The sequence below is a fragment of the Roseibium sp. ROS1 genome, assembly GCF_054658215.1.
In genome coordinates this window covers 1,286,427-1,306,904 of record NZ_BAAGIG010000003.1, presented here as the reverse complement: position 1 = coordinate 1,306,904, position 20,478 = coordinate 1,286,427, and the positions used below count along the sequence as shown (strand labels likewise).

The following is a 20,478-nucleotide window of genomic DNA, read 5'->3' as shown; positions in this document are numbered from 1 at the left end:
TCGGCCACGCCCTTTTGTGTCCTGTTCTGTCTTCAATGATCGCCCTGTTGACCGGGTGCCCGCCTGACGGGACATCCTTCTGGCAGAGGGTTGATTTGCATGACAAGCGATACTGAAAACGACACCATTGAACAACCGCAGGAGCGACCTCAATTTTCGCAGCCCCGCTCACCCCGTGAACAGCCGGTGCGCCGAACGTCTTTTCTTGGGTCTCCGGCAGTCAAGTTCGTGATCATCGGAGTGTTGACCGTGATGCTGCTGGTGCCGAGCCTGTTCGTCTGGGTGCTGGTGGAAGAACGTGCCGAAAGGGCCCGGGATGTCGCTCAGGACATCGCCCGGTCGTGGGGTGGCGTCCAGGAGATCAACGGACCGTATCTGGTTGTTCCGTTCAGCGAGACCTTCACTGTTTCCACCGGAGAAAACGCCAAGACCGAAATTCGCTGGCACACTGCCATCCTGTTTCCGGAAAAGCTGGATGTGAGTGGCGACATTTCCGTTCAGGAGCGCAGGAAATCGATCTATTCGCTGCCCGTCTATCATGGCAGCGTGACATTGAAGGGCCGGTTCGCCGCAACGTCGTCCGAAAACTTTCAGCCGCAGTTCGGTGGGCAAATCGACATTGCCGGAGACAAGGCGGTTCTTGTGGTCGGCATCGGCGACATTGCAGCGCTGAAAAGCGAGGTCGCACTGGTCCTGAACGACAGTGGTTCTGTGCCGTTCGAGCCTGGGCTCGGGCCGCTGACAATGGAGCCGATACGGCGGTCTGTTGCCACGATCAACGCGTCCGGTATCAACGCACCTGTCGCTGCGGGTTTGTGGCGAAACGGCTTTTCTTTCGACATCCCCATGCAGCTGAACGGCTCCACCGCCTTCTACGTTGCCCCGGCCGGTCAAACGACCAGCGTATCCCTTCAATCCGACTGGCCGCATCCCGGCTTTACCGGCGCATTCCTGCCGGAAGCAAGAGAAATCGGCGATGCCGGTTTCAACGCATCCTGGACCATCCCCTATCTTGCCCGCGGCATTCCCAAACTGGTGCTCGGCCCGCAAATGCCATTGCAAAACAAGGTTCTGGGAGTGCAGTTCGTTGAACCCGTCAATTTCTATCAGACCATTTCCAGGTCGTTGAAATACGCAGTCTGCTTCATCAGTCTGACCTTCCTGGCGGTCTTCGTTCTGGAAATGCGCTCCGGATGGCGGGTCCATTGGATCCAGTATGGCCTGGTCGGATTGTCCCTGATCGTCTTCTACGTCATGCTGCTCGCCTTTGCAGAGCATGTTGGCTACGGCCTGGCCTATCTTGTGGCCGCTGCCGCCGCGACGCTGCTGAATGCGCTCTATATCGGGACTTCGCTCAAGAGCCGTCTTGCCGGAAGCGTGATGCTTGCGGTCCTGGCTGCGATATTCGGCGTGCTTTATGCGCTCATGCAGGAGCAGGACTACGCGCTCCTGATCGGTTCGATGATCGGGTTCCTGTCACTTGCCGTTACCATGTTTGCCACCCAGCGGATCGACTGGTCCGGGCAACAACAGGTCGGCACGAGGCCGCAAGCCGAAGCGGTCTGACGGTCATTCTGTCATTCCGGCATGTCGCCAATCCGGTCGGCGGTGTGGCTTCGCTGCGCCGCCGATTTTGCTTGGCATTTGCCGGTTGAGCGCATCGCAGCTCTAAAACGAGGCTTGCAATTTCCCCTTGAATGTTCTTATTTTGTTCTATTGAGGTGAGTGGGAGGACGTGATGTCCATTCTTGATCATATCGGTTTTGCGGTCAGCGATTTTCCGGCGTCTCGTACGTTCTACGAAAAGGCCCTGGCGCCACTTGGCATCAAGGTGTTGATGGACGTCACCGCTGAAATGACGGGTGGACCCGCCTATTGCGGTTTCGGCAAGGATAAGCCGGACTTCTGGATTGGTGAAGGCAAAGCCCCCGGAACACCGGTGCATGTCGCCTTTGCTGCTTCGAACCGGGCGCTCGTCGATGCCTTCTACGAGGCTGCGATCGCAGCCGGCGGCAAGGATAACGGCGCACCGGGCCTGCGGCCGCAGTACCACGAAAATTACTACGGTGCTTTCGTGCTCGACCCGGATGGTCTGAATATCGAGGCGGTCTGTCACCTGCCTGAATAAGTCTTTGTTTCCTTATTCCAATTTGGAGAAAAAAATGCACAAGAGCCGGCTGGGAGATCTGGTGATCGACTGTGAAGGTGGCGATATCGACCGCCATGCTGAATTCTGGGCCGGTGCGCTCGGGCGCACTGTTGAAGCTGAGCCGAAAAACCCACGCTATCGCCGCCTGATCGGTATGGAAGATGAAATCGGCATCCTGCTCCAGTCGGTCGAGCATCCCTCTCGCGTGCACCTGGATATCGAATCCGACGATCCGGAAAAGGAAGTTGCCCGGCTTGAAGGTCTGGGCGCGACCATCGTTCAGAAACTGGACGGCTGGACAGTGATGCAGGCAACCAGCGGTCACCGGTTCTGCGTCGTCAAACCGCAACTCGCCGGTTTTGAGGAGGCAGCCAAGACCTGGGAGGCCTGAGAACGGCCTGATCAGTCATGGCTTTGGCTGCCCGAAACGAAGGGCCTCACGCCAGGCTCACGGGCATGTGCTGGTTTGGCGAGCGGAGTTGAGTTTGTCTCAGCCGCCGGGCGCGTTACCTCTTTCGGGTAGAATTCGAAATGTCTTCACGGGTCTTCCAACCCATGAAGCGCATTTCAAAGTCGAAGACCACAGCTCGAAACCCAAGCGCGCTGGTCGTCTTTCCGGTCGGGGTTTCGCAATCATCACCAGGTTGTTGATCCCCCGGGAAAAGTCGACCACAACCAGCTCCCTGGAGGACCTGACATGAAACGCCTGCTCCCGCTCACTTTCTTTGCCGCGCTCGTGGCGTCGATGCCACCGGGAACCGCACAGGCCGAAACCGCGGTGCTTGCCGGAGGATGCTTCTGGTGCGTTGAATCCGATCTCGAAAAACTTCCCGGCGTGCGCGATGTCGTTTCCGGCTATGCCGGCGGGGAGACCCAGAACCCTACCTACAAGGATTATGATCGTGGCGGTCACCGGGAGGTCGTCAAGGTCGATTTCGACGAGAACAAGATCAGTTATGCCGAACTTGTCGGGATCTTCCTGCGCACCGTTGATGTGACGGACGCCGGCGGTCAATTCTGCGACCGGGGACATGCCTATTCCACCGCCATCTATCCTCTGGACGAAACCCAGGCGAAACAGGCCAGGGCGGAAATCGCGAAGGCGGAAAAGGCACTCGGCGGAAAGATCGTAACGCCGGTCGAGGCTCCGGCCGTTTTCTGGCCCGCCGAGGACTACCATCAGGCCTATTACAAGAGCCAGGTTCGTACGCTTACCCGCTTCGGCTACGTCACCCGCGCCGACGCCTACAAAGGCTACAGGAAAGGGTGCGGCAGGGATGCACAGGTCAAGGCTGTGTGGGGCAGCGAAGCCTTCAAGGGGCTGCCCAAGGCAGGATCATAACATTCGAAAATGGGCCGTTTCCGCGGGGAACGGCCCAAAAGAACAGCATTTTCGTCGAATTTTCAGGCATCAATTTGCCGTAGGGTAAGGTGTGCACTACATACTTTCAGTGGGCTTACGTCTGAAAGGACGCTAACATGCTGAGCTTGTTTGGAAGTCGCGTTACAGCAGAGCCGGAATTTATTTCTGAATTGAGAGCCGTCGAGACGGAAGACCGCCTTCGAAGATCCACCGCCGCCATGCTGGAAGCAGCAGGGTTGGAGATCTGTGACACCAACACACCGACCGAATTTGCGGCAGCTGCCACCGTGTCGATCATGAAGCTCGTGCTGAAAGTGGTCGAGCGCGACTTTGACGACCTGTGCTTCGAAAACCGATTTGTTACCGGCCTGTTCGGGTTCCTGATTGCCCATAACCTGACGCGCCGCACCAATGCTGATCTTGGTGTCGTGCTGGGTATTGCGGGTCTGGACCTCTTCTCGCATGAGGAAATCGAACAGATCTACAAGCTCGGCTCGTCCTACAGGCGTCTGCGCCAGCACCGGAACATGCATCTGGCGCTCAGGGACATCATCGACAGTTTCCTGTCGCATCCTGATGAAGAAACCTTGTCGGATCTTGCCGGGGTTTATCAGCTCTGCCTGCAGCAGGACGGTTGACCGGATTTCATCGGCAACCATCGTGGCGGTCATACGCCGGCTTCAAATGCCTCGACCAGCTCGAGGAACGCCTCGCCGTATTTTTCAAGTTTGGACTGCCCGACACCGGAAACGGCCAGCAGCGCATCTTCGGTCACCGGGCGCGCTGCGGATATCCCAGCCAGCGTCGCGTCTGTGAACACCACATAGGGAGGTACGCCCTGATCGCGGGCAATCTGGGTGCGCAGCCTGCGCAAGCGTTCGAACAGCAGCCTGTCTTCATGGTCCAGTTCATCGGCGATGGAGGCCGTACGTGAAGAACTCGTCCGTTTCAGGCCAGCCGCGCTCCGGTCCTTGCGCAAGGCGAGCTTCTCGTCACCGCGCAGAACGCTCCGCGCCTTTTCCGTCAGAACCAGAGCACCGAACTGGGCATGGTCGACATCGACGTAGCCTGCGGCGACAAGCTGACGGGCAATCGACTGCCAGGTCTTCTGCGGTACGTCCTGGCCAATTCCGAAAACCGACAGCGTGTCATGGCCGAAGCGGGTGCTTTTCTCGTTGGTCTTGCCCAGAAGCACATCTATGACATGCGCCGTGCCGAAACGTTGACCAGTACGATAGATCGCCGACATCAGCTTTTGGGCAGCTTCCGTGCCGTCCCAGGTCTCTACCGGGGACAGGCAGGTGTCGCAGTTGCCACAGGGTTTGGGGTAGGTCTCGCCGAAATGGGCCAGCAGCGCCTGGCGACGGCAACCGGCCGTTTCGCAGATGCCGAGAAGCGCATTCAGCTTGGCATTTTCCGCGCGCTTGACCTCTTCGGGCGCATCGCCCTCGGCAATCATGCGCCGGCGCTGCACCAGATCGGCCATGCCGTAAGCCATGAAGGCTTCGGAGGGAGCGCCGTCGCGGCCTGCACGGCCGGTTTCCTGGTAATAGGCCTCGACCGAAGAGGGCAGATCCAGATGCGCGACATAGCGCACATCCGGCTTGTCGATACCCATGCCGAAGGCAACCGTCGCCACCAGGCACAGCCCTTCTTCCAGCAGAAACGCATCCTGGTTGGCGGAGCGCTGTTCCGCGGGCAATCCGGCGTGATAGGGCAGGGCCCTGATGCCCTTAGAGGTCAGCCATTCGGCGATGTCCTCGACCTTTGCCCGCGACAGGCAATAGACGATGCCGCTCTCGCCGGAGTGCTTCTTCAGGAAATCCAGCAGCTGCTGGCGCTGGTTGGTGCGCTCGACAATCTCGTAGCGGATGTTGGGCCGGTCGAAGCTGGTGGAAAAGACGGCGGCGTCTTCCAGCTGCAGGCGGGCCAGAATGTCTTTTTGGGTGTGCGGGTCGGCAGTCGCGGTCAACGCCACACGCGGCACGCCCGGATAGCGGTCGCGCAGACAGGACAGCGACATGTACTCCGGACGGAAGTCATGTCCCCACTGGCTGACGCAATGCGCTTCATCGATGGCAAAAAGGGCAATCTGCAGCGTGTCCAGGAACTTGCGGAAGCTCTCGGTGCCCAGCCGCTCCGGTGTCACGTAGAGCAGGTCGATTTCACCGCGGCGCAGGGCACTGCGAATGCCGTCCTGTTCTTCAGGTGACAGCGTGGAATTGAGGGCCGCGGCCTGAACGCCAGCGGCGCGAAGCGCACCGACCTGGTCTTTCATCAGCGCGATCAGCGGCGAGACGACAATGCCGACCCCACGCCGGCACAGCGCCGGGATCTGGTAACAGAGCGACTTGCCTGCGCCGGTGGGAAACAGAACGACAGCGTCGTTGCCGTCCACAAGCGTTTCGATCACCGCCTGCTGCTTGCCCCTGAAGCTGCTGTAGCCGAAAACCTTCTGCAGAACCGCAAGCGGCTTCGGCTCCGGACGCACGGTCGGAGCAACGGCATGCTGCACTGGAATGACTTCCTCCGCGGCAACAGCGGGCGAAACGGGCATGGGTGAGACAGGTCCTTTGATTCTCCCGCACAATGTCTTATTCGCGGAAGAAGGGCAATGAAGGCGGAACCGCGCCTGTGGATGACGTGCAGGCCCTGGTCAGAGCATCAAAAAATCAGATGCTTAGGAGACGCGTGGAGGCGGTGCGTTGGCACCTAGAACTCGGCGTCCGGATCCGTCGCCAGCGTTTCGGCGCAGTGAATGCGCATCTGTTCAGTAAGATCGCCAAGGTCGCCTTCAAGTTTTTCCGGCCGGATCGGCTTGCCGAAATGCACGTTAAACTTGGCATGTTCCTTGTTGAGCAATTCGTTGAAGACCGTCATGTCGCGCAATTCGGTCGACACTCTTGCAAGGAAATAGAACAGGCCGGAATTGCGCCCGCCCATGTGCATGGGAATGATCGGGGCCTTGTTCTTGCGTGCCAGCGCCAGGGCTGACGTCATCCAGGGCCGTTCTGTCAGCTTGCCGTCGTGCCAATAGGCCAGGCGCCCGGAGGGAAACAGCACCACCACCCGCTCCTTGGCAAAGGCGGAGGAGGCGAGCTTGATCGTTTCCTTGGATTTTTCGCGGGTCTTGAAGTCAGCACGCCATTCGACTGGAATGATCATGTCGGCAAGGCGCGGGTTGATGCGGATGGCATCGCGGTTGGCAAAGATCGCTAGATCGTTCCGGCGGGACTTGATCGCATCATAAAGGACGATGCCGTCGGCAATGCCGGTCGGGTGGTTGGACACCAGAACGACGGGGCCTTCCTGCGGAACCCGTTCAAGGCCAAGCGTGGTGACGTCAAGCGACAGCAATCCGCTCAAATGGGCAAAAACCTCCAGCGCTTCCATCTGCGCAATGGTGTCGGCCATTTCGACGGCGGACTTGTAGCGAAGGATCTTGTGAGCGAAGGGTCTGATGAAGGGCCACCACGGGCTGGCCATCACCAGCTTGCCCCGTTCGGCAATCAGAAGGTCGACGATATGCTGCTCAGAAATCTGCCTCTGTGCCGCGGCCTGACGGCGCGTCGGCAAGGTGTCTGTCGTCTGGTCGGTCGTCCGCACAATGCACCTCTGCCCACGAGATTACTGCCTCACTCCGATGCATCGTTAACGAAATCAGCCTCTTGGTGCAAATGATCGTTGTACGAATTTCAGGATCGGAATCCGCCCACCGGCGGCTCAGCTCCATAGGGAACTGGTGAAAATTGCCAGCGATGTCAAGAAGGAGGCTGCCCAGGCAAGCGAGCGCGGCGAGGCGCGGTCGGCCCAGTAGCAGCCGATATAAATGATCCTCAGTAACACGAAAAGCACGGCGAGCCTGTCGATCCAGTGCGGGTCGCCGCCCTGGTTGAGGCCAACGAAAACGGCAACCGCAAACAGGGGAAATGCCTCGAAGCCATTCGCCTGTGCCCCCTGTGCGCGGGCGCGGAAACCGTCTCGCCAATAGTCCGGGTCACGTGGGCGGGCGTTGTCGAAGGACTTGTCCAGTTTTGCCGGAAAGACGGAAAGCAGCGGCAGGATGGCGGCGGCAAGGACACACCAGAAGGCGACGGGCATGTGGGCTCCTCAGGAACGTGTTGCAGGTCTTGCGCGCGAATACCCCGAATGAGGTTGCAGCGGGGCACCGGGCTGCACGCGAGCGTTTGTGCGCATATCTATCAGGCTCGAGGAAGATATCCTCATGATTTTCGATGTTGCCCCGGGTTTGTCATAAAGTCTTCCCGTCCCGGCGCTAGGGGGAGGCCGCCCATGGCGTGATTGGCATGGGCTGCAGCCGCGAAGGAATGCCCCTTGTCGAAAACAACTGTTCTGTTCGTCTGTCCGGACAACAGCCTGCTGTCGCCCCTGGCCGAAGCCTATCTGAATTTTCGGGCAGGTGGTCTGATGCGGGCGTTCTCCGCAGGTGTGGCTCCTTCCCAGGAACTGAGCCGGCATGTGCGCCGGATACTGTCGGCACGGGGAATTGATGCCAAAGGGCTTGCGCCCAAGCCGATCGACATTTTCCTGATGCCGCATGCTGAAATTCCCGACAGGGTCGTCTATCTCGCTGACCAGGCGCCGGTGGCCCTGCCGCCCCAGTGGAAGACCACGACATCGAGCCATTGGTGGAACATTGCCGCAAAACCGCCTTTTCCGGATGGTTTTGGTGCCTGCGCCACTTATTTCGAGAAGATTGCGGAGGCGATCGACAGGCTTGTGGAGCCGCCAAAAACAGCAGGCAAGGCCGTCTCGAACCGGGTTGCCTGAGCGATCAGAAAACGGTCGATTCTCAGGATTTTGGATTTTCGACAAATTGTGGGCTAAGAGTTGCTCCCATATTGGGACGAAGGTGAGGGATTGATTCGTCATGATGCGCGCGGGAAAGTTTGTTTTGATCGTCGGCCTGGTGGTCCTGGCAGCTGGTTGCCAGAGATTGTCCGGAGGCCGGAATTATGCCGAACCGCTGCCGGCGACCCCGACTACACCCGTAGGCTCGGGACAGCTTGCACCGCTTGATCCCAACGCGCCGGCCGGCGGTCTCAACGATCCGTCGGCTCAGCCGACCGACCTGGCCAGCAACCCGGTTGCAGCGCCTGCCGATGCCAAGGAAGTTGGCCGGACAGACCTTCTGGGTGGCTGGAAAATCACCTCCGCTGGCGACAACTGCATGGCCTTCATGACGCTGACAACATGGTCCGGCGGCTACCGTGCAAATACCAGAGGTTGTGCTTCGCCTGTACTGTCCGGGATCTCTGCATGGGACCTGAGCGGCAATCAGGTGGTTCTGAAGGACGGCACCGGCCTGATCGTTGCACAGCTTTACTCCAGCGCTTCCGGCCAGTTCAACGGTCAGACCTCTACCGGATCGCCGATCTCGCTGTACCGTTAAGGCCCCTCCGTATTTATGCTGGACAGCTCGCGCTATAGGTGTATATTTGCATAGCTACCGGAAAGGCTGTGCAAATGTCAAAATATGAACCACTGCGGGAACACTTGGCACGACTGGAAGATGTTGTCTGGGCGGCCAAGCTGAACGAAGTCGAAGATATCATAGGCTCGTCGCTGCCCAAGAGCGCCCGGGAACACCGGACATGGTGGGCAAATTCCGGCGGCAGCCTCGTTCACCAGAACGCCTGGCTTGATGCCGGCTGGCGGGTAGAGCGAACCGATCTCATGCGCGATGTCATCGTCTTCCGCCGGTTGCGCATCGGCGGAACCGTGGCCGGGGTGTCCGCCCGTATGGATCGGACCGCCAAGAATCCTCAGAAAACTGCAGAAAAGCGGCTCACCAAGGAAATGGCGGCCCTTCGTCAGCCTGCAACCGTGACGTTGCGCTCCGAATGGACCACGCTTGGCGATGTCCAGCGCACGCCCTGTTCCAATTCCATCATTCCGCAGGAAGGCGGCGTTGTGCGCTTCGCGGCCATGGAAGGCGACGAAGTCGTCACTGCCATCGTCGCAACCTTGTCGGTTCACAAGGCCTATCGCAGCCTGCGCATGGCGATGAAGGGTCTGGACGACGATACCGGCAGCCGCGTCGGCACGGAGCTGTTCAAGAAGGCCGGTTTCGATGCCGCCGCACCAATCGAATGCGATGTGGTCAAGTCCGGCAATGCCTGGCTGCTGACCGACGGTCGTGGCCGCAAGGCCAATCTGGACGACCAGTCCGAGTGTTATCTGGTTGCCCAGCTGCTCTATCTTCAGGAAGTTCAGAACGGTCGAAAGACAGCCCTTTACCTGCGCTAAGCGTTGTCTGAGTGCTTTTTGCGCTCAGCCGGGCACAGGCATGATGGCCGGGTCCAGTCAGGCCGAGCCGTTTGGGCGTTCATGATTGCGTTCCTCCCGCACAGGACCCCTCCCTGTGCCCTGCGCCCGTAACCCTCCCACCGGTTGCGGGCGCTGTTTGTTCAGAGGGCGTGCTGCCTTCCTGTTTCGAGTTCCTCAAGGTTTGGCCTGTGCTTCTCTGCCCCTATTCAGTGAATTGCGAACCGGACTGCTGGGTGCAGTGTTCCGTTAAGGTGGGCAGTTATGGCGGCGCCGGAAGGAGCGTCATCGCTGGATCAGTCGCATACCTTCCGCTGAGAGCACGCCTTCGATGAAGGATGTCTTGCCGGAATTGTATGTTTCCCAGTCGGGGGTCGAACCGGCCTTGAGGGCAAGGTCCCGTTTCAAGGCGGCATAGCGCCCAGCAAGGCTGGCATCGCCGCGCAAGGCGTCGCGAAATTGGCGCCGCTGATCAGGTGAGGGGCAATCGGATGCACACAGACACAGCCGATGCGCGATAATCAGCTCTTGATTTTCCCTCTCGTTCGGCCGGGGGCCTGGCCCGGCTGGCCGGGTCATTTGCACTTCGTCTTCCCGAAAGCGGGTGCCGAGATCATGGTAGCCATACAGCAGGAGGTCGTTGCTGAGTGCAGCCGGTGAAAATCCGGGAGCCAGCGTTACATCGATATGAAGTTTGGGTTTGGCAATCAGCCCAGGGACGGCCGTGGACCCGACATGGTCCAGGCGCAGGGCCCTTGCTCCCAGGAGATGTCCGAGGTCGTCGATCAGCAGGTCAGACTGGCGAAACCAGTCCGGATTATGTGGGAGCAACGGAATGGACATGAGGTCTGAAATCCTTAAATTTCAAACGGTTGAAAAACAAATCCGTAAGAATGTGTGATCGTATGCAACCATATCATGACTTGCATCTGCGACGTTTTGACCTTATTCCGCCGTGCAAATAGATACGTCCAAGACCCCATGAATTCTCATGGAGGGAGCAGCACCCTTGAAGATGGAACTGCCGGTCAACCGCGCCCTGAGCGCCCGCTACGACGCGCTCATCGCGTCGGGTGAGATCAAGGAAGACCCCGTGCAACGGGAGGCGGTGCGCCAGCTCGATCTCCTGAACACCCGTCTTGCCGAAACCCGCCTGGCCTCCAAGAAAAGTTCACTTGGCTGGCTGTTCGCCAACAAGAAGAACCAGCTCTGGGCCTCCGTACAGGGGCTGTACATGTGGGGCGGTGTCGGGCGCGGCAAGACGATGCTGATGGACCTCTTTTACGAGGTCACGGTCATCCGCCGCAAAAGGCGTGTGCATTTCCATGAATTCATGACCGATGTGCACGAGCGCATTCATGCCCACCGCCAGGCGCACAAGCGCGGCGAGGTCAAGGGTGACGATCCGATCCCGCCCGTGGCGAGCCAGATTGCCGAAGAAACGCGGCTGCTGCTGTTTGATGAGTTCTCGGTGACCGACATTGCCGATGCGATGATCCTCGGCCGCCTGTTCACCCAGCTTTTCGAGCGCGGCGTCATCGTTGTCGCCACGTCCAACGTCGAGCCGTCTCTCCTCTACAAGGACGGGCTCAACCGCCAGCTGTTCCTGCCCTTCATCAAGATGCTGACCTCCAAGGTGGAAGTGCTGCATCTGGACAGTCCGACGGATTACCGGCTGGAGAAGCTTGCTGGTGCGCCGGTCTATGTCACGCCTCTGGGCGAGAGTGCAAACGCCCAGATGGATGAGCTCTTTGCCAAGCTGACGCACGGCATGACACCGCATTCCGAAGAGCTGGAGAACAAGGGCCGCAAGATCGCCGTTCCCTGTGTCGCGGCCGGAGCGGCCAGGTTCACCTTCGACGACCTGTGCATGCAGCCGTTGGGGGCGAGTGATTATCTGCGCATCGCTCATGCCTTCGGCACGGTGTTTCTGGACAACGTGCCCGTGCTGTCCAAGGCGCGGCGCAACGAAGCCAAGCGCTTCATCAATCTGATCGATACGCTTTACGATAACGGCATCAAGCTGGTGGTATCGGCTGAGGCCGAGCCGCAGGATCTTTACGTCGGCGAGGACGGCACGGAAGCCTTTGAATTCGACCGGACAGCCTCCCGGTTGATCGAGATGCGGTCCGAGGCGTACCTTGCGGGAGAAAGACGACAAGTACACGCATAGGTATGCATTCCCTATAGGTGAATTATGCAGACGGGAAGATCTGAGAAAATTTGTCCGGCATCGCGCAATATTCTTTTGGCGAGGTTGCGCGGGCGGATCAAAGGGAGTAGTGCCATCCTCAGTCATCAGAGGATGGCATGGAGTTCCATCTTACGTAAAGGGAAACTTTCGAAATGGCGCGGAACAAGATTGCCTTGATCGGCTCTGGTCAGATCGGCGGCACGCTCGCACATCTGGCAGGTTTGAAGGAACTGGGAGACATCGTGCTCTTCGACATCGCGGAAGGTGTTCCGCAGGGTAAGGCGCTCGACCTGGCCGAGTCCTCCCCGGTCGATGGCTTCGATGCCAAAATGGCGGGTGCCAACAGCTACGAAGCCATCGAAGGCTCGGACGTTGTCATCGTTACCGCCGGTGTTCCGCGTAAACCCGGCATGAGCCGCGACGACCTTCTGGAAATCAACCTGAAGGTTATGGAGCAGGTTGGCGCCGGCATCGCAAAGTATGCCCCGAACGCATTCGTCATCTGCATCACCAACCCGCTCGACGCGATGGTCTGGGCCCTGCAGAAGTTCTCCGGTCTGCCGAAGAACAAGGTCGTCGGCATGGCAGGCGTACTGGATAGCGCCCGTTTCCGTTACTTCCTGGCAGACGAGTTCAACGTCTCCATCGAAGATGTGACCGCATTCGTTCTCGGCGGCCACGGCGACACCATGGTGCCGCTGACCCGCTATTCCACCGTTGCCGGCATCCCGCTCACCGACCTGGTCAAGATGGGCTGGTGCACTGCCGAGCGTCTGGAAGAAATCGTCCAGCGCACCCGTGACGGCGGCGCGGAGATCGTCGGCCTTCTGAAGACCGGCTCCGCTTTCTACGCTCCGGCGGCTTCCGCCATCGCAATGGCAGAAAGCTACCTGAAGGACAAGAAGCGCGTTCTGCCGTGTGCTGCTGCTCTCGACGGCCAGTACGGCCTGAAGGACACCTATGTGGGCGTTCCGGTCGTGATCGGCGCCGATGGCGTCGAGCGCATCATCGAGATCGACCTGCAGGGCGACGAAAAGGCCAACTTCGACAAGTCTGTCGCTTCCGTCGACGGTCTGGTCGAGGCCTGCAAGAAAATTCAGCCGGCGCTCGCCTGAACCGGGCCCGCCTAAGGGAATTTGCGGCCGTTCTTCCTGCCGGGAAGAACGGTCCTCCGACAACGGGGGAAACACATGAACATTCATGAATACCAGGCCAAGGCCGTTCTGAAGGAATACGGTGCACCGGTGGCCGAAGGCGTTGCCATCTTCTCCGCCGACGAAGCCGAAGCAGCCGCCAAGAGCCTTCCGGGCCCGCTCTGGGTCGTGAAGTCGCAGATCCACGCTGGTGGCCGCGGCAAGGGCAAGTTCAAGGAACTGTCCGCTGATGCCAAGGGCGGTGTCCGTCTGGCTTTCTCGCTGGACGAAGTCACGTCCAACGCCAAGGAAATGCTTGGCAACACGCTGGTCACCAAACAGACCGGTGCCGCTGGCAAGGTGGTCAACCGTCTCTACATCGAAGACGGCGCCGACATCGAGCGTGAGCTTTACCTCTCCATTCTGGTCGACCGGACCGTTGGCCGCCCGGCTTTCGTTGTCTCCACCGAAGGTGGCATGGACATTGAAGCGGTGGCCGAAGAAACCCCCGAAAAGATCGTCACCCTGCCGATCGATCCGGAAACCGGTGTGACCGAAGCCGATGCCGCCAAGCTGTGCGACGCGCTGGAACTGACCGGTGCGGCACGCGAAGACGGCATGAAGCTGTTCCCGATCCTGCACACGGCTTTCGTCGAGAAGGACATGAGCCTTCTGGAAGTCAACCCGCTGATCGTCATGAAGGACGGCCGCCTGCGCGTACTGGACGCCAAGGTTTCCTTCGACGGCAACGCTCTGTTCCGTCATCCGGACATCATGGAGCTGCGCGACGTCACCGAGGAAGACGACAAGGAAATCGAGGCCTCCAAGTACGACCTCGCCTATGTCGCTCTCGACGGTGACATCGGCTGCATGGTCAACGGTGCCGGCCTTGCCATGGCGACCATGGACATCATCAAGCTCTACGGCGCCGAGCCGGCCAACTTCCTTGATGTTGGCGGGGGTGCTTCCAAGGAGAAGGTGACGGCCGCGTTCAAGATCATCACGTCCGATCCGAACGTGAAGGGCATCCTGGTCAACATCTTCGGCGGCATCATGCGCTGCGACGTGATCGCGGAAGGCGTGGTTGCAGCCGTCAAGGAAGTCGGCCTGCAGGTTCCGCTCGTTGTTCGCCTGGAAGGCACCAACGTGGAACTCGGCAAGAAGATCATCAACGAAAGCGGTCTGAACGTGATCGCCGCTGACGATCTCGACGACGCCGCCCAGAAAATCGTGAAAGCGGTCAAGGGTTAATGTTCAAACTGGCACCAATTGCTGCCCTGTTTGGTCTGGGGATTTTGCTGACGGCCTGTAGCGGTGAATTGTCACCAACTACGGAAGAGCTATCAGCTTGTGCTCAGGGAATTCTCAAACACGGCAGTGTAGGTGTCCGAGGTGATGAGTACGGTTACCGTTCGTTTTCCGGCACCTCAGGTCGTTCCGTTCAAATCAACTATCCCTCCACCAACAAGAGACCAGGCTTCACCTGTACGATTGTTGATGGCGAAATCGTTGAGATTGTGCGGTTTGATCTGATTTTTCCGACGGACGGCAAAGAGCTTTGACCCTGCGATTTCGAGCTGAGGAAACTAAAATATGTCGATCCTCGTCAATAAAGACACGAAAATCATCGTTCAGGGCCTGACCGGCAAGACCGGCACGTTCCACACGGAACAGGCGCTTGAATATTACGGCACCAAGATGGTTGCCGGCGTGCACCCGAAAAAGGGTGGCGAGACCTGGTCTTCCGGTGTCGACAGCGCTGCATCCCTGCCGATCTATGCGAGCGTTGGCGAAGCCAGGGAAGCAACCGGTGCCGATGCCTCCGTGATCTACGTTCCGCCGGCAGGCGCGGGCGCCGCGATCATCGAAGCTATCGAAGCGGAAGTTCCGTTCATCGTCTGCATCACCGAAGGCATCCCGGTTGCCGACATGGTCAAGGTCAAGGCCAAGCTGGAGAAATCCAAGTCGCGCCTCCTCGGCCCGAACTGCCCCGGTATCCTGACCCCGGAAGAATGCAAGATCGGCATCATGCCGGGCTCCATCTTCAAGAAAGGCTCCGTCGGTGTTGTTTCCCGCTCCGGCACCCTTACTTATGAAGCTGTCTTCCAGACCACCAATGCCGGCCTCGGCCAGACGACGGCTGTCGGTATCGGTGGCGACCCGGTCAAGGGCACCGAGTTCATCGACGTCCTGGAAATGTTCCTGGCTGACGACGAAACCCAGTCGATCATCATGATCGGCGAAATCGGTGGCTCCGCGGAAGAAGACGCGGCGCAGTTCCTGAAGGACGAAGCCAAGCGCGGCCGGTCCAAGCCGATGGCTGGTTTCATCGCCGGACGGACAGCGCCTCCGGGTCGCACCATGGGCCACGCCGGTGCCGTTATTTCAGGCGGCAAGGGCGGTGCAGAAGACAAGATCGCTGCGATGGAAGCTGCTGGCATCAAGGTGTCACCGTCTCCTGCGAAGCTCGGCGAGACCCTTCTCGAAGTCTTGAAGGGCTGATTCTGCAAGAATCTTTAGCGATGGGGACGGAAACTGTTTACGTTTCCTGTCGCATGATGAAAGGATGGGTTCCGGCGCGGTTGACGTGCCGTAACCATTTTTCGAGGGGTCGGTGGAAACCATCGGCCATTGTAGGGAAACCGGCCGCGGGTCAATTTTTCGGGCCCGCCTAAACAAAAGGGCGGAGGATACCTCCGCTAAAGGACATGGCACGGCAGGAAGCGAACAACGTATTCGCACTGACGTCGTTGCTTTACGGCGCCAACGCAGCCTATATCGAAGACCTCTACGCACAGTACAAGACAGATCCGAGCTCGGTCGACGCCGAGTGGCAGGACTTCTTTGCAGCCTTCCAGGACGAGAAGGAAGCAGTGCTGAAAGAGGCTCGCGGGGCGACCTGGAAACGCAAGGACTGGCCGATCGAGGCCAATGGCGACCTCGTCAATGCATTCGACGGCAACTGGGGCCCGATTGAGCAGAAGCTCGGCGACAAACTGAAGAAGAAGGCTGAAGCCAAGGGCGAGCCGGTTTCGGATCAGGAAGTTCATCAGGCGACCCGCGATTCCGTTCGCGCCCTGATGATGATCCGCGCCTATCGCATGCGCGGCCATCTTCATGCAGATCTCGACCCCCTGGGCCTGGCCGGCAAGGGCGATCACGAGGAGCTGCATCCCTCCTCCTACGGCTTCACCGAAGCCGACTGGGACCACAAGATCTTCATCGACCACGTGCTGGGTCTGGAATACGCCACCATCCGCGAGATGATGGACATCCTGAAGCGGACCTATTGCTCGACGCTGGGTGTCGAGTTCATGCATATCTCCGATCCGGCGGCCAAGGCCTGGATCCAGGAGCGCATTGAAGGTCCGGACAAGCAGGTTGCCTTCACCACGGAAGGCAAGAAGGCGATCCTGAACAAGCTGGTCGAAGCCGAAGGTTTCGAAAAGTTTCTGGACGTCAAATACACCGGCACCAAGCGCTTCGGCCTGGATGGCGGTGAAGCGCTGATCCCGGCGCTGGAACAGATCATCAAACGCGGCGGCTCGATGGGCCTTAAGGAAATCGTGTTCGGCATGGCCCACCGCGGCCGCCTGAACGTGCTTTCCCAGGTGATGGCCAAGCCGCACCGGGCAATCTTCCACGAGTTCAAGGGCGGCTCCTACGCGCCGGACGATGTGGAAGGCTCCGGCGACGTGAAGTATCACCTCGGCGCGTCTTCCGACCGGACGTTCGACGGCAATGACGTGCACCTGTCGCTGACGGCAAACCCCTCGCACCTGGAAATCGTCAACCCGGTGGTTCTGGGCAAGGCGCGCGCCAAGCAGGATCAGCTGGCTGCCGACGAGAACGGCAATTTCGTCGATACGACCGAAATCGACCGCGGCACGGTTCTGCCGCTGCTGCTGCACGGCGACGCCGCATTCGCCGGCCAGGGCGTTGTTGCGGAATGCTTTGGCCTGTCCGCGCTGCGTGGCCACCGCACCGGCGGTTCGGTCCATGTGATCATCAACAACCAGATCGGCTTCACCACCAACCCGCGCTTCTCGCGGTCTTCGCCCTATCCGTCGGATATGGCGAAGGTGATCGAGGCACCGATCTTCCACGTCAACGCGGATGATCCGGAAGCCGTCGTCTTTGCGGCCAAGATCGCGATTGAATATCGCCAGACGTTCCATCGTCCGGTGGTCATCGACATGATCTGCTATCGCCGCTTCGGTCACAACGAGGGCGACGAGCCGGCGTTCACGCAGCCGATCATGTACCGCAAGATCCGCAAGCATGCGACGACGCTGCAGCTCTACTCCGAACGCCTGATCAAGGAAGGTGTTCTGACGCAGGACGAAGTCGAGCACATGAAAGCCGACTGGCGCAAGCATCTGGACGACGAGTTCGATGCCGGTCAGGCCTTCAAGCCGAACAAGGCCGACTGGCTGGACGGCAAGTGGGCAGGCATGAAACGGGCCGACGACGAGGACGATCCGCGTCGCGGTGAAACCGGTCTGCCAATGGATGAACTGAAGTCGATCGGCCGGGCTCTGACCCACGTGCCGGACGGTTTCAACATCCACCGCACGATCGCGCGCTTCATGAACCAGCGCGAGCGGATGATCGAGACCGGCGAAGGCATCGACTGGGCAACCGCTGAAGCGCTTGCCTTCGGTTCGCTGCTGAAGGAAGGCCACCCGGTGCGCCTGTCCGGTCAGGATTGCGAACGCGGCACGTTCTCGCAGCGCCATTCGGTCCTGTACGATCAGGAAGACGAGAGCCGTTACATTCCGCTCAACAACGTCTCTCCCGATCAGCAGCGCTACGAGGTCATCAACTCGATGCTCTCGGAAGAAGCCGTGCTCGGCTTCGAATATGGCTACTCGCTGGCAGAGCCGCGTGCCCTGACCCTTTGGGAAGCCCAGTTCGGCGATTTCGCCAACGGCGCCCAGGTGGTCTTCGACCAGTTCATCTCTTCGGGTGAGCGCAAGTGGCTGCGCATGTCCGGCCTCGTCTGCCTGCTGCCGCATGGCTACGAAGGTCAGGGACCTGAGCACTCTTCCGCCCGTCTGGAGCGTTACCTCCAGCTTTGCGCTGAAGACAACATGCAGGTTGCGAATTGTTCGACGCCGTCGAACTACTTCCACATCCTGCGTCGTCAGCTGCGCCGCGATATCCGCAAGCCGCTTATCCTCATGACGCCAAAATCCTTGCTGCGTCACAAGAAGGCGGTATCCACGCTGCAGGAACTGGGGCCGGAGTCCTCCTTCCACCGTCTGTTGTGGGACGACTGGGGGCCGAACCTGAATTCGGAAGGCAAGCTGGTTTCAGACGACAAGATCCGGCGCGTCGTGATGTGCTCGGGCAAGGTCTACTATGATCTGTTCGAAGAGCGCGAAAAGCGCGGCGTCAACGACGTCTACCTGCTCCGCGTCGAACAGCTCTATCCGTTCCCGAAAAAGGCGCTGATGCTGGAACTGGCGCGCTTCCCGCAGGCCGAAATGGTCTGGTGTCAGGAAGAGCCCAAGAACATGGGCAGCTGGTTCTTCGTCGAGTCCTACATCGAATGGGTCCTGGAGCAGATCGACGCCAAGCACAAGCGCCCGCGCTATGCTGGCCGCAATGCGATGGCATCGACCGCAACCGGCCTGATGTCCTCGCATCTGGCGCAGTTGCAGGCGTTCCTCGAAGAGGCTCTGGGAAGTTAGTCACAAGAGGGCCTTCGGGCCCTCTTTCAAAAATTTGGCCAGGTAATTTTAAGAGAAGGCGACCATGGCAACCGAAATTCGCGTCCCCACGCTGGGTGAATCCGTTTCCGAAGCGACTATTGCGCAGTGGTTCAAGAAACCGGGCGACGCCGTCAGCCAGGACGAACCCCTTGTGGAACTGGAAACCGACAAGGTAACCGTCGAAGTTCCGGCACCGGCCGCGGGCACGCTGGAAAGCATCGTGGTCAAGGAAGGCGACACCGTTGAAGTTGGCGCCCTGCTCGGTCAGATCGCAGAAGGCGCCGGTGCTCCGGCCGCGAAGGCTGAAGCGGCTCCGGCAAAGGCTGATGCCAAGGCCGAAACCAAATCCGAAAAGGCTCAGCTGGTCGATGTCGTCACGCCGAGCGCGGGCGAATCCGTCACCGAGGCGGAAGTCGGCGAATGGAGCGTGAAGGTCGGTGATGTCGTCAAGGCCGACGACACGCTGGTGGAACTGGAAACCGACAAGGCAGCCCAGGAAGTTCCGGCCCCGGTTGCCGGCACCATCGTCAAGATCGCAGTCGAAACCGGTACGACCGTGGAACCCGGCGTTCTGCTCTGCCAGATCGATCCGTCAGGCGAAGGTGCTGCTGCTGCTCCGGCAGCTGCTGCACCGGCACCGGCTGCGTCCGCTCCGGCCGCAAGCGGCGGGTCTTCCATGCCGCCGGCTCCGTCTGCTCAGAAGATGATGGCTGAAAACAACCTTTCCGCCGACCAGGTTGCCGGGTCCGGCAAGCGTGGTCAGGTGCTGAAGGAAGACGTCATCAACGCGATCGCCTCCGGTGCAACCTCTTCGTCGTCAGCCCCGTCGGCTGCTCCCGTTGCACGTGGCCCGGTTGCCGCCCAGGACGAAATTCGCGAAGAACGCGTTCGCATGACCAAGCTGCGCCAGACCATTGCGCGCCGCCTGAAGGACGCACAGAACTCCGCGGCCATGCTTACCACCTACAACGAAGTGGACATGGGCCCGGTCATGGAACTGCGCAAGCAGTACAAGGACCTGTTTGAGAAGAAACACGGCGTCAAGCTCGGCTTCATGGGCTTCTTCACCAAGGCGGTGACCCATGCGCTGAAAGAGATCCCGGCAGTCAATGCCGAGATCGACGGCACCGACATCATCTACAAGAACTTCTGCCACATCGGCGTCGCCGTCGGCACGGACAAGGGCCTTGTGGTCCCGGTTGTGCGTGACGCGGACCAGATGTCCATCGCAGAGATCGAGCAGGAAATCGGCAATCTCGGCCGCAAGGCGCGCGACGGCAAGCTGGGCATGGCTGATATGTCCGGCGGCACCTTCACCATCTCCAATGGCGGGGTGTATGGTTCACTGATGTCTTCGCCGATCCTGAACGCGCCGCAGTCCGGTATTCTGGGCATGCACAAGATCCAGGAACGTCCGATGGCTGTGAACGGCCAGGTGGTGATCCGCCCGATGATGTATCTGGCGCTCTCCTATGACCACCGGATTGTCGACGGCAAGGAAGCCGTGACCTTCCTGGTTCGCGTCAAGGAAAGCCTGGAAGATCCGCAGCGTCTGGTTCTGGATCTCTGATCCGGTTCAGTGCCTTGCGAGTACCTTGCCGGGAACGCCCCGGCAGGGTACCCGGACATTTTAA

At 59.7% G+C, this 20,478-nt stretch carries 19 protein-coding genes; 15 read left to right on the top strand and 4 right to left on the bottom strand.

Going from position 1 to position 20,478, the window contains the following annotated elements; translation table 11 throughout:
• Nucleotides 1-99 precede the first annotated feature (99 nt).
• The 5 genes from creD (at nucleotide 100) to ACYQ6M_RS22150 (ending at nucleotide 4,150) form a co-directional block, all read left to right on the top strand.
• The gene (gene creD, locus ACYQ6M_RS22170) at nucleotides 100-1,566 is read left to right on the top strand and encodes a cell envelope integrity protein CreD (protein WP_460075588.1); all 1,467 of its coding nucleotides are present in this window, start codon (nucleotides 100-102) and stop codon (nucleotides 1,564-1,566) included.
• 178 nt (nucleotides 1,567-1,744) lie between these two features.
• Nucleotides 1,745-2,128 carry a VOC family protein gene (locus ACYQ6M_RS22165; protein WP_460075739.1) on the top strand — a complete coding sequence of 128 codons (384 nt, stop codon included), beginning with the start codon at nucleotides 1,745-1,747 and terminating at the stop codon, nucleotides 2,126-2,128.
• A gap of 34 nt (nucleotides 2,129-2,162) precedes the next feature.
• Entirely contained in the window at nucleotides 2,163-2,540 is a 378-nt protein-coding gene (locus ACYQ6M_RS22160) for a VOC family protein (RefSeq protein ID WP_460075586.1), read from the top strand.
• 306 nt (nucleotides 2,541-2,846) lie between these two features.
• Nucleotides 2,847-3,491: a peptide-methionine (S)-S-oxide reductase MsrA gene (gene msrA / locus ACYQ6M_RS22155; RefSeq protein ID WP_022999028.1), complete on the top strand. Its 645-nt coding sequence runs from the start codon at nucleotides 2,847-2,849 to the stop codon at nucleotides 3,489-3,491.
• Nucleotides 3,492-3,628: 137 nt separating this feature from the next.
• Nucleotides 3,629-4,150, top strand: coding sequence for a hypothetical protein (locus ACYQ6M_RS22150; protein WP_075281687.1), 522 nt, complete (start codon nucleotides 3,629-3,631; stop codon nucleotides 4,148-4,150).
• Nucleotides 4,151-4,179: 29 nt separating this feature from the next.
• Here the strand turns inward: ACYQ6M_RS22150 and recQ are convergent, their stop codons facing one another.
• The 3 genes from recQ to ACYQ6M_RS22135 all read right to left on the bottom strand — a co-directional run bounded on the left by recQ (nucleotide 4,180) and on the right by ACYQ6M_RS22135 (nucleotide 7,613).
• A complete protein-coding gene (gene recQ, locus ACYQ6M_RS22145) occupies nucleotides 4,180-6,069 on the bottom strand; it encodes a DNA helicase RecQ (RefSeq protein WP_022999026.1) in 1,890 nt (629 codons plus the stop codon).
• A 155-nt stretch (nucleotides 6,070-6,224) separates the two neighbouring features.
• Entirely contained in the window at nucleotides 6,225-7,118 is an 894-nt protein-coding gene (locus tag ACYQ6M_RS22140; RefSeq protein WP_022999025.1) for a GNAT family N-acetyltransferase, read from the bottom strand.
• A 117-nt stretch (nucleotides 7,119-7,235) separates the two neighbouring features.
• Nucleotides 7,236-7,613 (bottom strand): MAPEG family protein, encoded by a 378-nt coding sequence (locus ACYQ6M_RS22135; protein ID WP_022999024.1) that lies wholly within the window; start codon nucleotides 7,611-7,613, stop codon nucleotides 7,236-7,238.
• A gap of 234 nt (nucleotides 7,614-7,847) precedes the next feature.
• Between ACYQ6M_RS22135 and ACYQ6M_RS22130 the strand changes: the two genes are divergently transcribed.
• The 3 genes from ACYQ6M_RS22130 to ACYQ6M_RS22120 all read left to right on the top strand — a co-directional run bounded on the left by ACYQ6M_RS22130 (nucleotide 7,848) and on the right by ACYQ6M_RS22120 (nucleotide 9,782).
• Complete coding sequence (locus ACYQ6M_RS22130; RefSeq protein WP_022999023.1) at nucleotides 7,848-8,303, top strand: arsenate-mycothiol transferase ArsC; 456 nt, start codon at nucleotides 7,848-7,850, stop codon at nucleotides 8,301-8,303.
• A 100-nt stretch (nucleotides 8,304-8,403) separates the two neighbouring features.
• On the top strand, nucleotides 8,404-8,925 hold the full coding sequence (locus ACYQ6M_RS22125; RefSeq protein WP_022999022.1) for a protease inhibitor Inh/omp19 family protein: 522 nt from the start codon (nucleotides 8,404-8,406) through the stop codon (nucleotides 8,923-8,925).
• 74 nt (nucleotides 8,926-8,999) lie between these two features.
• Entirely contained in the window at nucleotides 9,000-9,782 is a 783-nt protein-coding gene (locus ACYQ6M_RS22120) for a DUF7662 domain-containing protein (protein WP_022999021.1), read from the top strand.
• Nucleotides 9,783-10,085: 303 nt separating this feature from the next.
• Here the strand turns inward: ACYQ6M_RS22120 and ACYQ6M_RS22115 are convergent, their stop codons facing one another.
• Complete coding sequence (locus ACYQ6M_RS22115) at nucleotides 10,086-10,643, bottom strand: GrpB family protein (protein WP_460075581.1); 558 nt, start codon at nucleotides 10,641-10,643, stop codon at nucleotides 10,086-10,088.
• A gap of 172 nt (nucleotides 10,644-10,815) precedes the next feature.
• Here ACYQ6M_RS22115 and zapE point away from each other — a divergent pair, with 172 nt between their 5' ends.
• The 7 genes from zapE to odhB all read left to right on the top strand — a co-directional run bounded on the left by zapE (nucleotide 10,816) and on the right by odhB (nucleotide 20,414).
• A complete protein-coding gene (gene zapE, locus ACYQ6M_RS22110) occupies nucleotides 10,816-11,973 on the top strand; it encodes a cell division protein ZapE (protein WP_031268680.1) in 1,158 nt (385 codons plus the stop codon).
• A 173-nt stretch (nucleotides 11,974-12,146) separates the two neighbouring features.
• Complete coding sequence (gene mdh, locus ACYQ6M_RS22105; protein ID WP_022999018.1) at nucleotides 12,147-13,109, top strand: malate dehydrogenase; 963 nt, start codon at nucleotides 12,147-12,149, stop codon at nucleotides 13,107-13,109.
• A gap of 75 nt (nucleotides 13,110-13,184) precedes the next feature.
• The gene (gene sucC / locus ACYQ6M_RS22100; protein WP_022999017.1) at nucleotides 13,185-14,378 is read left to right on the top strand and encodes an ADP-forming succinate--CoA ligase subunit beta; all 1,194 of its coding nucleotides are present in this window, start codon (nucleotides 13,185-13,187) and stop codon (nucleotides 14,376-14,378) included.
• Entirely contained in the window at nucleotides 14,378-14,689 is a 312-nt protein-coding gene (locus tag ACYQ6M_RS22095; RefSeq protein WP_062490817.1) for a hypothetical protein, read from the top strand. Before sucC ends, ACYQ6M_RS22095 begins: the two co-directional genes overlap by 1 nt.
• A 31-nt stretch (nucleotides 14,690-14,720) precedes the next feature.
• On the top strand, nucleotides 14,721-15,629 hold the full coding sequence (gene sucD, locus ACYQ6M_RS22090) for a succinate--CoA ligase subunit alpha (RefSeq protein ID WP_006935500.1): 909 nt from the start codon (nucleotides 14,721-14,723) through the stop codon (nucleotides 15,627-15,629).
• A 206-nt stretch (nucleotides 15,630-15,835) separates the two neighbouring features.
• A complete protein-coding gene (locus tag ACYQ6M_RS22085; protein WP_022999014.1) occupies nucleotides 15,836-18,823 on the top strand; it encodes a 2-oxoglutarate dehydrogenase E1 component in 2,988 nt (995 codons plus the stop codon).
• Nucleotides 18,824-18,887: 64 nt separating this feature from the next.
• Nucleotides 18,888-20,414 (top strand): 2-oxoglutarate dehydrogenase complex dihydrolipoyllysine-residue succinyltransferase, encoded by a 1,527-nt coding sequence (odhB, locus tag ACYQ6M_RS22080; protein WP_055657191.1) that lies wholly within the window; start codon nucleotides 18,888-18,890, stop codon nucleotides 20,412-20,414.
• Nucleotides 20,415-20,478 lie beyond the last annotated feature (64 nt).